At 38.6% G+C, this 12,288-nt stretch carries 12 protein-coding genes; all 12 read left to right on the forward strand.

The genetic code is table 11. The features are described 5' to 3' along the window. Positions 1–991, forward strand: a 991-nt coding sequence (locus tag VMW81_03605) for an anaerobic glycerol-3-phosphate dehydrogenase subunit C (GenBank protein ID HUU50025.1), incomplete at its 5' end; no start/stop codon positions are given. Between the two features lie 74 nt (positions 992–1,065). Next, positions 1,066–1,557, forward strand: coding sequence for a 4Fe-4S dicluster domain-containing protein (locus tag VMW81_03610; protein ID HUU50026.1), 492 nt, complete (start codon positions 1,066–1,068; stop codon positions 1,555–1,557). 15 nt (positions 1,558–1,572) lie between these two features. Continuing rightward, on the forward strand, positions 1,573–3,426 hold the full coding sequence (locus VMW81_03615) for a hypothetical protein (GenBank protein HUU50027.1): 1,854 nt from the start codon (positions 1,573–1,575) through the stop codon (positions 3,424–3,426). Continuing rightward, positions 3,423–4,709: an FAD-dependent oxidoreductase gene (locus VMW81_03620; GenBank protein HUU50028.1), complete on the forward strand. Its 1,287-nt coding sequence runs from the start codon at positions 3,423–3,425 to the stop codon at positions 4,707–4,709. The genes VMW81_03615 and VMW81_03620 overlap by 4 nt, the downstream gene beginning before the upstream one ends. Beyond that, positions 4,681–5,424, forward strand: coding sequence for a 4Fe-4S dicluster domain-containing protein (locus VMW81_03625; GenBank protein HUU50029.1), 744 nt, complete (start codon positions 4,681–4,683; stop codon positions 5,422–5,424). Before VMW81_03620 ends, VMW81_03625 begins: the two co-directional genes overlap by 29 nt. A 1-nt stretch (position 5,425) precedes the next feature. Continuing rightward, a complete protein-coding gene (locus VMW81_03630) occupies positions 5,426–6,067 on the forward strand; it encodes a hypothetical protein (protein ID HUU50030.1) in 642 nt (213 codons plus the stop codon). A gap of 17 nt (positions 6,068–6,084) precedes the next feature. Continuing rightward, complete coding sequence (locus VMW81_03635; GenBank protein HUU50031.1) at positions 6,085–7,044, forward strand: zinc-binding dehydrogenase; 960 nt, start codon at positions 6,085–6,087, stop codon at positions 7,042–7,044. A gap of 350 nt (positions 7,045–7,394) precedes the next feature. Beyond that, positions 7,395–8,396 (forward strand): TRAP transporter substrate-binding protein, encoded by a 1,002-nt coding sequence (locus VMW81_03640; GenBank protein HUU50032.1) that lies wholly within the window; start codon positions 7,395–7,397, stop codon positions 8,394–8,396. Positions 8,397–8,485: 89 nt separating this feature from the next. Then, positions 8,486–8,962, forward strand: coding sequence for a TRAP transporter small permease (locus VMW81_03645; GenBank protein HUU50033.1), 477 nt, complete (start codon positions 8,486–8,488; stop codon positions 8,960–8,962). After that, positions 8,963–10,246: a TRAP transporter large permease gene (locus VMW81_03650; GenBank protein ID HUU50034.1), complete on the forward strand. Its 1,284-nt coding sequence runs from the start codon at positions 8,963–8,965 to the stop codon at positions 10,244–10,246. 24 nt (positions 10,247–10,270) lie between these two features. Next, complete coding sequence (locus tag VMW81_03655) at positions 10,271–11,017, forward strand: hypothetical protein (GenBank protein HUU50035.1); 747 nt, start codon at positions 10,271–10,273, stop codon at positions 11,015–11,017. 257 nt (positions 11,018–11,274) lie between these two features. After that, on the forward strand, positions 11,275–12,288 hold a 1,014-nt coding region (locus VMW81_03660), incomplete at its 3' end, for a PAS domain S-box protein (GenBank protein ID HUU50036.1).

The following is a 12,288-nucleotide window of genomic DNA, read 5'->3' on the forward strand; positions in this document are numbered from 1 at the left end:
CTATTATGTGGAGAAGAAGGGCCAGACAATCGAAAATCTCATTCTCGGAAACTCTGAACTATTGGCAAAAATGGGAAGCCTCACCGCACCCCTATCAAACGAGATTCTGAAGCTCTATCCTCTTCGAAGGATTATGGAGAAGACCGTTGGGATTGACAGCAGAAGGAGATTCTCCAAGTTTTCAAGGGACAGCTTTTCAAAGACCGTAAAGAAACAGCGCTCAAAGGGGAGAAAAAAGGTGGTCTATTTCACAGGCTGCTTCGCCAGGTTTAATGAGCCCGAAGGGATAGGGAATGCAGTGCTGAAGGTGATGGAAAAGAATGACTATGAAGTTATTGTGCCGAAGATAAAGTGTTGCGGTGTTGCAAAGATAAGCTCTGGAAGCGGTAAGGCGCAGAGGCAGAGTGCCCAATTTAATGTCAATAGCCTCTTATCCCTGATCAGAAAGGGATACCCTGTTATTTCCAGCTGTTCCAGTTGCACACTTGCTTTGCAAATTGAGTATCCAGAATTATTAGAGTCGAAAGAAGCGGTGGAGGTTGCTGAAAACACCTTTGATATCCATATATTCCTCTACTCTTTGTATAAAGATGGCAAGTTTAATTCCAATTTTGGCGAAATGCCGATGACTGTAGCCTATCATAACCCCTGTCACTTAGAGGCTCAGGGGATAACCAAAGAGCCGCTCGAACTCATAAAGCTTGTTCCCGGTGTCAAGGTTAAAGAGATAAAAGATAGCTGTTGTGGTATTGCGGGGACCTTTGGCATGAAATCAAAAAACTTTGATCTTTCAATGATGATAGGTAAAAGATTATTTGACGAGATAAAAAAGGCACAGGTTGAAAAGGTAATTACCAGTTGTGGTGCCTGCAAGATGCAGATCGAGCAGGGTACCGATTTAGAGGTAATCCACCCATTGCATATTTTAAAGAGCGCCTATGATAGGGCAGATGTAAAGGACAAAGGAATACCTGTTTATAAAGAGGTCTAGATAAAGAGAGGGCAAACATTATCAAAGAGATCGTTGTTGATATTGATAAGTGTACGGGATGCAGAACCTGTGAATTGAGATGTGCTATTGAAAGGTCATCTATTTCAAAGAGCCTCTTGGGGGCTGTAAAAGAGAAGATAAAGCCTATTTCTCGAGTCAAGGCTGAAGCATTAGAAGAAGGCTCCCTACCGCTTCAGTGCAGACAATGCAAGGATGCTCCATGCCTAGATGCCTGTTCCACAGGAGCCCTGAGAAGAGATCCTGAAACAGAAACCGTTATCTATGAAGACTCCAAATGTATTGCGTGTTGGATGTGTATCATGATTTGTCCCTTTGGCATTATATCTCCCTCAAAAGAGAGAGAGATGATACTGAAGTGTGACAGGTGTTTTGATATGGAAGGGCCATATTGTGTTGATGGATGCCCTACAGGTGCACTGATGTTTATAGAAACAGGAGACCTGGAGGATGTTACCAAAGATAAAAGAAGGGGTGTCATAAAAAGATCTTTTGCATTAGAAGAGAAAAAAGAAAAAACTGTTGTAAGTCTTGATTTTAGAGTTTGATAAATGGAGTGAACCATGAGTGATATAAGAAAAAAATCAATTGACCCAGCAGTAGAGCATTTTCTTACTAAGGCCTTTGAACAGGGTATTGATCTGATTTGGGATCGATATGAGGCAGCCCAGCCCCTATGTGGCTTTGGTGAATTAGGACTGAGTTGTCATGATTGCTTTCAAGGTCCATGTCGCATAGACCCCTTTGGAAATAGAGCCCAGGAGGGGATCTGCGGTCAGAATAGGGATAGCTTTGTAGCCAATAGATATCTGAAGGCAGCGAGTATGGGGGTTTTATCAAGAATAAATCATACGCTGACCCTGATAAACAGCCTCAATACCCTTTTAAAGAATTTGAAAAAGGATAAGTACCAGATAGATTCCAAAAGGCTCAAAGACCTTGCGAAAAGCCTGGGCATAGGGATAAGTGGAAAGAGTCATGAAAGGGTTTTGAAAGATATGGTTGAAGCCGCAAAGGGAGATATCGTTGGTCTGGATAGTGCCTCAGATAAATGGCTTTCAGCTTATCTTCCCAAAAAGACCTTGAACCGACTTAAAAATAAAAATATGCTTCCTTCTCTCCCTTTTTATAGACTCTTAAGTTCTCTCTCAAGGTTTTATAACTTCAATACAGAAGACTGTTTTCCTCCTCTCCTAAATAGCTTTAGGGTATCTTTGTCTGCTTACAGTGCAATGCATATTGCCTCAGATATCCTTGATGTTCTCTTTGGAAATGAGTCGTTAGCTTCAAGAAAGAGTAATCTCGGTACCATTTCAAGAAAGAGTATCAATATTGTACTTCATGGAGATATACCAATTTATATTGCTGAAAGACTCGTTTCCAAGGCAAAAAGATTAAACTCTAAAAGGGGTTTTGAAGGAGCAGAAGAGGGCATTAAATTCTATGCAACTGGTGAAAATGAATATCTGAGGATGTTGGGTATACCCACGATAACGAATAGTGGCTCTCAAGAAATGGTTATCTTAACAGGGGCTATTGAGTCTCTTGTTATGGGAGAAGAATGTGTCAATCCATCTTTAATCGATTTATGCAAGAAGTTTCATACAAAAATCTTTACTGTTCGAGATGTGCTGGAGAAGGACGTAGAAAAATTCTCAAAGGATATTATAGAAGTTAGCGCTAGGAATTATAAAAAAAGAGATCAGGCAAATGTTGATATTCCTGATATAAAGACACAGGTTATTGATGGATTTAATGGAAAAATCCTAGATAAGTCAGTTAAATTCATAGCTGATAAAATTTTGGAGGGAAAAATACGAGGAATCGTTGTATTTGGTGGATCAAATGATGTACGACAGACCCAGGAAAATAAGACCATACAATTAACACTCGAACTATTGAAAAGAGATGTATTGTGTATAGCCGTGGGGGAAGCAGGAACAGCTTTTGCTAAGATGGGTCTCCTCGATCCAGCCGCTACTTCTCGATACTGTGGTAATCATCTAAAAAGGCTTTTTGTAGATTTAAGCAAAAAAATAGGAACACAAAGAGGACTACCACCGGTTTTGAATTTCGGGTCTTCTATTGAAACGACAAAGGTCATAGATTTTCTTTCTTTAATTGCCTTGAGGAAGAGAGTTGAAATAAGAGAACTTCCTGTAATTGCTGCATATCTAGAAGTCGGGCAAGAAAAGAACATTACTGATATAAATCTTATGGTTTCTCTTGGTATTCCCACCTTTATTGGTTCAATTATTTCTATAGGCGGAAGTGAAAAGGTTGAGAAGATTTTAACAGAGGACATATCTCATATCTTTGGTGCATCCATCATCTACAATCCTAAGGAAGAGAATTGTAAAGAGATTGCCGTTCGGTTAGTTAAAATACTCAATCGGAGAAGAAAAGGGATGAAATGAGGTATCTGATAATAGGGAATAGTGCAGCTGGAATAAGTGCTGCAAAGAGTATCAGAAAGGCAGATAGAAATGGAATAATCACTATCGTTTCTGATGAAGGAGAATACGGCTATTCCAGAATTGCCATACCTGAGATAATAAAAGGAAAATTTTCGAAAGAGAAGGTGACCCTTTGTCACGAAGATTTTTACACCAGCCTTGATATAAGACTCCGAATTAACTCAAAGGTGAAATCAATTGATCCAGAGAAAAATACTGTTGTTCTGGATGATAACAGAAAGCTTACATATGATAAACTCCTGATAGCTTCTGGTGCTTCTCCACTATTTCCTGACATTAAAGGGATTGATAAAGATGGGATATATGGAGTTCGTAACTTAAAGGATTTGGAGAAGATAAAATCAGGATTAAGCCAAGGGAAAAGGGTAACCATATTAGGAGGGGGTCTGGTTGGTTTAAAGACGGCTGAGGCACTTGTCAAACCTGGCTACAAGATTACCATTATTGAACTTTTAGATAGGATTTTGCCTTTAAGGCTTGATCATATTTGTTCAGAAATGCTCACAGAGGAGGTAACATCTCAGGGCATAAGGATCATCTTAAATTCAACCATTCAAGAGATTTTGGGTAGGGAGAGGGTTGAATCAGTAATAGTAAATGAAGAGAGGATACCAACGGATATACTGATTATGGCGATAGGCGTCAAGCCGAATTGTGATTTTTTAGCTGACAGCAAAATTGAGATTCAAGATGGAATAATGGTTAATGATTACCTCCAGACTAATATAGAGAATATATATGCTGCAGGGGATGTCGCTGTAGTAAAAGATATCATTTCTGGAGAACATCAGAATATTCCTATTTGGCCTGAAGCATCTATCCAAGGGAGAATTGCCGGTCTGAACATGGCTGGAATAAGACAGGAATATTCTGGGGGAATGGCCATGAATTCAATAAAGGTCTTTAATCTTCCCATAATCTCTTTTGGTTATATTCAAGAGGATAGAGAAATGGGTTATGATGAGGTGGTCAGATATCTCCCTAAAGATCGTTGGTATCGAAGGATGATATTTAGGGAAGACAGGTTAAGAGGTGCAATTTTTGTTGGGGAAATCAAACCTGCTGGAATAGCCCAGTGGTTGATCAGGAAAGACATAGAAATTCCAGAGGAAAAGAGAAGGCTCCTTATGGAAAAGGGTTTTGATTTTGCAAAAATTTCTAGTGGTCTTCACATTAAAATAAGAGAGATTTACAGTGAGAATAGATCAAGAGAAATGTATTGAATGTAGAAGATGTAATTATTATTGCACAATGAATGCCATTCATTTAGAGGAGATTCCTCATCTTCCAGGTAAGGTTTCTAGTGTGGTTGACGAAGAGGAATGTGTTGAATGTGGCGCCTGTAAGAGGGCGGATGTATGCCCTGTGGATGCGATTTATGAACAAACCACTGCATGGCCAAGGACTGTGAGGAGTAATTTCAGTAACCCCCTTGTCGAACATAAGGAGACAAAGATACCCGGAAGGGGTACTGAAGAGATGAAGACAAATGATGTAACTGGTCGATTTAAAAGAGGCTATGCAGGTATCTCTGTTGAGATGGGAAGACCAGGAACTGGTGCCAGATTAAGTGATTTAGAAAAGGTGGCTATGGCTATTGCAGAGGTAGGGGTAGATTTTGAATCTAAAAATCCTATTACAGGTCTTATGGTTGATAAAAAGAGGGGAAAGTTAAGTGAAGAGGTTCTTCAGGAGAAGGTCTTATCAGCTATTATTGAATTTGTGACTCCCCTTGAAAAGGTGAGGCTCGTTTTAAAGGCTATAAAAGAAGCTTCGAAGAAAATAGAAACCGTCTTTAGCTTGAATCTGGTATGCCTTCCTGATGAGGAGGGCCATATTCCCACTCTTCCTATGGCTAAACAAGAAGGTTTTATCTATAGGATTAATGGAAAAACAAACCTTGGATTGGGAAGACCAAAAGCCTTGGAGGTAGAATAAAATGACCCATACCTTACATCGAAGAGGAGATTTTGAAAATTTAAGAGAAGATTTTCCCATGCTGGCTATGTCAGCCAAAGGGATAAATGATATTGGTTCTGCAAAAAAGATGAGAAATTTTTTTCAGATTATCCTAAAGTATGAGATTGTTAACTTCGGCGATATGAAGACAGGAAACAAATTTACAACTGATATCGACTCTATTATGGATAGCATGAAAGACAGCTCCATAGTGCATGCTGTATTCAAGGATAAGGATGAACTGAAAAGATGTATTGAGGAGCTCAAAAAAGAGGATTTGGGGATTTCTATTGTGGTCTCCGGGGTCTTTGATGAGGTGGATGAGTGTTGCAGAGAAACAGGCATAAAGTGGAATATAACAGAGTATTCCCTAGGGATCCATGGAAAGCTTGAAAAGCTTCCAGACGAAGATTTTTTAGAGTTCAGTACCATGTGCGGTCATGGCATGGTAGCAGCAGATTTAGCCAAAAAGATGATATTAGATTTAAAAAAGAAAAGAATAAGTTATAGAGAAGCAGCAGAGGAGCTGGCAAAACAGTGCTGTTGTGGGATATTCAATCCTTACAGGGCAGAAAAGCTCTTAAGAAAGGCATGCGCTCATTGGTGCCTTTTTGAAAGCTAAAATAAAAAGGGGTTAATATGAAGGTTCGGTCTGCATTTCTTGAAGGTCCTAGAAATCTTTCACTTGTTGATAGAGAAATAGAGTTAGAAGATGATGAGGTTTTAGTAGAGACATATCAGGCCTCAATCTGTGGCACGGATAAGATGTATTTTCAGGGGGAACTTCCTCCAACGAAAAAATACCCTATATACCTTGGACATGAGGGAGGTGGTGTGGTTAGAGAGGTAGGAAAAAGGGTTCATGAATTCAAAGAGGGAGAGAGGGTAGCCTCCTTTTCCCATTGCAATACCTTCTCTGATTTCTTTAAAGCAAAAACCATTGGTTTGCAGAAGATACCAGATGATTTAGATTTTAGTGTCGGCTGCCTTGCAGAGCCATTAACATGTGCTGTCTTTTCAGCATATCATTCTGGTGTTACTCTTGGGGATAGGGTTGCTATTTTTGGTATGGGATTTGCCGGCCAGATTATTCTCCAATATGTTAAAAAAATAGGGGCAACAACCATATTTGCTATTGATATTGCCGATCCAAAACTCAGCATAGCAAAGAAATTGGGGGCTGATGTCATTACTAATCCACTAAAAGAAGATCCCGTAAAGAAAATCCTTGATGTTACAGAAAATAGGGGTGTTGATGTAGCTGTTGAGTCTGCGGGTGAAGAGAAGGCAATGAATCAAGCTACTCAGTCCCTTAAGCACAACGGGATTTTAGTATTATACAGTCATATTGTTAAACCGATTACACTAAATATCTCCCGCTGGCATGATGATAGTATAGATATCCGATCTACAGGTCTCGTCCATCATACCTATCAGGAGAGACAGGTATGGGCTGAAGGGATGTTTAAACCCCTAAAACAGAATTTACTCGATATCGATTCATTAATCACCAAAGAATATAAACTTGAGAATATTAGTGATGCCTTTGAAGAGATCAGTCATAAAAACGATATCATCAAGGCTATTATACTTCCATAAATCATTAAATATAATTCGATTAAACTCAGATTATTATTAAATAAAAAATGATCATTTTGGATTAAAATACATTAATCATCTAAATCAGAATTTACTTGACATGATGTATAATGTATTATAAGTTGAATGACTCGACAGTTATCAAAAATAGAGACAAAATCATCAAGATTTTGGTAAATTCCACAGACTCTTTCAAAAGGAAGATTTTTTCCTTTTTTGGGTTTTTGAAATTTAATGAGACATAATTTGATAAATTCATAAAGAAAGGAGGTGAGAAGAAGTTTTCTGACAGGACGACTCAGTATTTTTTTCATAATTAGAGATGTAAACCTGCAGAAGGAGATTTTCTTATGATAAAGAAAGGAGTATTATTCACAGCTTTGATTTTAAGCATTCTAATGATAGCTGGACCCCTTGCTAGCTCAGTTTTGGCTGCAGACAAACCGGTTGTGATAAGAGTAGGGCACGTTGGATTTACTGGTTCTCTCTTTGAGAAAACAGGAAACTATTTTGAAAAGATTGTAGAGGCGAGAAGCCAGGGCGCCATTGATATAAGAAATTTTGGGGCAAGCCAGCTGGGTAAAGATAAAGAGATGATGCAGGCGGTTCGTCTGGGAAATTTAGAGATGTGTGTTCCTTCAACAGTTGTTCCTGCTGTAGCCCCTATTTTTGGATTTCAAGAACTTCCCTTCTTGTTCAAAGACAGAAAACATGTAGAAAATGTACTGTTAGGGCCTGTAGGCTGGAAGCTCGATCAGGTTCTCCAAGAAAAAGGATATATTATCCTTGGTTTCTGGGAGAATGGGTTCAGGAAGATAACAAACAATGCTCGTCCCATAAATACACCTGAAGATCTCAAAGGAATCAAACTGAGAACTCCCAAAAGCCCTGCAAGGGTTAAGCTCTTTAAGACACTCGGTGCAAATCCAACATCTATGAGTTTTAAAGAGGTCTTTTCTGCCTTGCAGCAGGGTGTAATCGATGGGCAGGAAAACCCTATGGCCCAGATTATGTCGGCAAAGTTTTATGAAGTCCAGAAATATCTCTCTATATCCAACCATGTTTATACGCCAGGCTATGGCTTGATCGGCAAAAAGTTCTTCGAGGGTCTTGCTCCAGAGCTTCAATACACCTTAAGAGTAGCTGGTGCAGATACAGGAGATTATGCGAGAAGAACAGGGAAGAGCATGGATAAGAAGCTGATGAAAGAGGCCAAAAAACATATGAAGATAAATAACATAAACCGCAAAGCCTTTATGGATGCCTCTAAGAGCCTCTATGATGATTATCCAAAAGAGTTTGGTGCAGATGGAAAGTGGATTCTGGACCAAATCATGAAAGCAGCTAAGTAATAACAGAAATACCGAAAAAGAGCCCCTTCTTAAAAATAGAAGGGGCTCGATTATGTTATTAGCTTGTTTTGAACAGGAGATTCTGATAGATGAAAAAGTTGTATGACTTTGTGCTGAGATTAGTAGAATATATCGTCATCCTATTGATGATTGCCATGACCCTTTTAGTCGTGGTTGCTGTAATCTTTAGAAAAGCAGGGCATTCCATAAGCTGGTATGATGAATTTGCAGGTTATATCTTGGTCTGGGTCACTTTCTGGGGTGCTGTAATTGCCCTAGAGAGAAAGAGACATATTGGGTTTGAGAGTCTGGTAGAGCTTATGCCGAAATCTATTCAAAAGATGGTTATGTCCGTTGTTTATATTTTCCTGATATTCTTAAATCTAGTTCTTATAAAATATGGTTGGAGATTAACAACAGAATTGACAGGAGAAACCGCTATTACTTTACCTGTCCCTATTGGCTATATCAATGCTGTCCTACCAATAACTGCTTCTTTAATGTTGATACTCTGTTTGATTCAGATAGTAGAGGTGTGGTTTAAAAAAGAAGGAGAGCAATCTTAGATGGGGTGGATTATTCTCGTCCTTGTTGTTGGTTTAGTTTTAATCAATGTTCCTATTGGTTTTGCTCTTGCTTTAACTGCCGCTTTTGCTATGCTGATAAAGAATATAGATCTATTAACTGTTCCTCTAAGACTATTTAATGGTGCTGACAATTTTCCTCTTTTAGCCATCCCCCTCTTTGTTCTTACCGGGGCCTTGATGAACTCTGCTGGGATATCTCAAAGATTGATTAACTTTGCAGGTGCCCTTGTAGGATTTATCCGCGGTGGGCTTGCTATGGTCAATATCGTTACCTCCATGTTCTTTGCAGAGATATCTGGATCAGCTGTGGCAGATGCTGCAGCCTTAGGAAGTATCCTTATCCCGGCCATGAGAAAAAAGGGATACCCCCTAGACTTTTCAGCAGCGGTAACCTCGGCCTCTGCAACCTGTGCTATCATAATCCCTCCGAGTATTCCGATGATTATCTATGCTGTTATGGCTGAGACTTCCATTGTAAAGTTATTTATGGCAGGGGTTATTCCGGGTATAATAGCTGGAGGTTCCATGATGGCTCTCTCCTATTACTTTGCCGTAAAAAAGAAATGGCCAGTAGAGGAAATGTTCAATCTAAAAAATGTATGGAAAACCTTCAAAGAGGCCGCCTGGACATTTCTTATTCCTGTTATCATCATTGGTGGTATCTTTAGTGGAATCTTTACAGCAACAGAAGCAGCAGGTGTAACAGCAGCATCCGCCCTTATTATTGGTATATTTATATACAGAGAACTCGAGCTAAAAAGTCTTCCTAAGATCTTCTTAGATGCTGGAGAACAGACAGCAATCGTTATGCTGATTGTTGCCGGTTCAGCACTTTTGAGCTGGGTCTTAACCAATGAGATGATTCCCCAGAGGATTGCAGCAAATATCATAGCCATGACCCAGAATAAGTATCTCATTTTGATGATGATGAATCTCTTCTTTCTCTTTGCTGGCATGTTTTTACACAGCGCCGCAGCCATTATCATGATTGTTCCTATTGTTATGCCTCTCGTGAATATGGTTGGGATTGACCCTATCCACTTTGGACTCATTGTTACCTTTAACTTAGGCATAGGACAGCAGACTCCTCCGGTTGCCTCTGTACTTTTGACCACATGCTCTGTAGCTAAGGTATCGATAACCGAGGTGATGAGGGTTAATATATTCTTTATTATGATTGCCCTTTTTGTTCTGATCCTTTTGACCTATATTCCTGCTATAAGTATGTTCCTCCCAAATCTATTGATAGGACCAGGACCATAAAAATAAAAAATATCTCGGTCTTAAATGATGAGTCTTAAAAAAATCCTTATTCTCATCACGGTGGGTATTTTTTTTCTATCTCTAAATGGTTTTGCACCAAAAGAAGACTCAGAAGAATCTCTATTTGAGAAAGCCAAAAAGGAGATATACAGATTAAATTTTGAAAAAGCCTATGGGTTCTTATCCAAGATAACAAGAAAATATCCTCATTCCTCATTTAGAGACAAGTCAATCATCCTGAAAAATATTATCTCTTTAGGCCAGACATTCTCAAATTTAAGGCTCTATTCAGCATACACTAAGGGGAAATCTTTTTATAAAAAAGAGAAAAAGAGTAAAGATTCTTTATCACCCTCTGATCTCTTTCACTCATACAGATTGGAATATTTAAAAAGAATAAAAAAATGGGCCAAAAGACTTGATAAAGACATAAAAGAGACGTTGCGGGTCTCTAAAGAAATAGAGTTATCCATTAAATATCCTGGTACGAAGGGACTCCCTTACTTTATAAAGGCAGGCATTGATAACATAGAGAATATCAAAAAGGGGATCCCTCCTACACCAAGCCAGGCCCAGAACATAGAGGAACAGGAAGCATATACCGGGGTTTTATCCGTTATCTTTCTCTGTATTCAAAGGGATATGGAATTGCCGGAGAAAACCTTCTTGATCGAGGGGAATGTTATTCCAAAGCTCTTAATCCATTATTCCAACCTCTGGCTGAATAAGGTTTTGATGTTAACAGAAAAAGAAAGAGAGATTGTCTTATAATTTAAACAATTGATTTTGCGTAAAAATTTTTAAAGACTTTAAACAAACCACTTTAAAGACTAAAAGTCAATCAGTGCATGATTTATTCTCATCTATCTGCATTACTTTTTTAATATCAATATCTTAGCTCAAATCCTTCCCGATAATTGAGTCTAAAGTTATTATCTCTAATGACGATAAATATAGGAGAAATAAGGTTTTTCAGAAGAAAATGTTTTAGCGATAAATTTTTGTATATTTACTAAGAGGTTATTGGATTGAAAACATTAGAAACTGAGCTTTACCAAAAAACCAAGCTCCCTCAGATGAATGAAAAGTGGTTTCTTGTAACCCTCAATAGTATCGGCGATGCAGTAATAGCCACAGATACAAAGGGTTGTGTAACATTTATGAACCCTATTGCTCAAAACTTGACCGGCTGGAATCAAGAAGATGCTTTAGGGGGACCTCTAAAAAATATTTTCAATATTATAAATGAAGAAACTGGTAAAAGGGTTGAAAATCCTTTTTCGAAGGTACTAAGAGAAGGTAATATTGTTGGTCTGGCAAATCATACTCTGTTGATCTCTAAGAATGGAATGAAAATACCCATTGATAACAATGGGGCTCCCATAAAAGATTATAAAGGAGACATTATAGGTGTTGTTCTGGTTTTTCGTAACATAACAGAACGGAAGCTGATGGAGACGATCCTAAAAGAATCTCGGGAGAGATTTAAGGATTTATACGAAAATGCTCCTGATGGTTACTATTCTTTAGATGGAAATGGGATCGTTATTGAAGCAAATAATACCTTTTTGGAAATGTTTGGATACAAAAAGGAAGAACTGAAGCGTAAACATACATCGATACTTTTTTCAGAGAAGTCAAAGGATAATTTAAATCAATTCTTCTCTAGACTCAAAGAGGAAGGTATTATCGATCAAGAGGTTAAGTTTGTTAAAAAGGATGGTAAAGAGTTATACGTTCGATTCCGTGGCATAGCTAAACATGATGAGAATAAGTATTTAGAATATAAATGTACTATAAGAGATATAACAGAAAGAAAGAAGGTAGATGAGAAGCTAAAGATTCTTTATGAAGTCGGTAAGAAGATCACCTCTATTATCTCAAAAGAAGAGCTCCTCCCCTGGATAGCAAAGCAGGCGGCTCGACTTCTTGAGGCTGATGAGTGTGTTTACCGGATAAGAGAGGGGGATTATCTTCTTAGGGGTGGCGGTACCAAAGAGGGTATGGAGTTAATGAAAACCGAGAAGTTAAAGATAGGGGAG

It is taken from the genome of Nitrospinota bacterium, from assembly GCA_035528715.1.
Taxonomy (GTDB): Bacteria; JADFOP01; JADFOP01; order DATKYB01; family DATKYB01; genus DATKYB01.

Bases quoted from the DNA above. Each gene is read 5' to 3' on its own strand.
- VMW81_03615 (HUU50027.1), top strand. From the start codon at position 1,573: ATGAGTGATATAAGAAAAAAATCAATTGACCCAGCAGTAGAGCATTTT.
- VMW81_03620 (HUU50028.1), top strand. From the start codon at position 3,423: ATGAGGTATCTGATAATAGGGAATAGTGCAGCTGGAATAAGTGCTGCA.
- VMW81_03630 (HUU50030.1), top strand. From the start codon at position 5,426: ATGACCCATACCTTACATCGAAGAGGAGATTTTGAAAATTTAAGAGAA.
- VMW81_03635 (HUU50031.1), top strand. From the start codon at position 6,085: ATGAAGGTTCGGTCTGCATTTCTTGAAGGTCCTAGAAATCTTTCACTT.
- VMW81_03640 (HUU50032.1), top strand. From the start codon at position 7,395: ATGATAAAGAAAGGAGTATTATTCACAGCTTTGATTTTAAGCATTCTA.
- VMW81_03645 (HUU50033.1), top strand. From the start codon at position 8,486: ATGAAAAAGTTGTATGACTTTGTGCTGAGATTAGTAGAATATATCGTC.
- VMW81_03650 (HUU50034.1), top strand. From the start codon at position 8,963: ATGGGGTGGATTATTCTCGTCCTTGTTGTTGGTTTAGTTTTAATCAAT.
- VMW81_03655 (HUU50035.1), top strand. From the start codon at position 10,271: ATGATGAGTCTTAAAAAAATCCTTATTCTCATCACGGTGGGTATTTTT.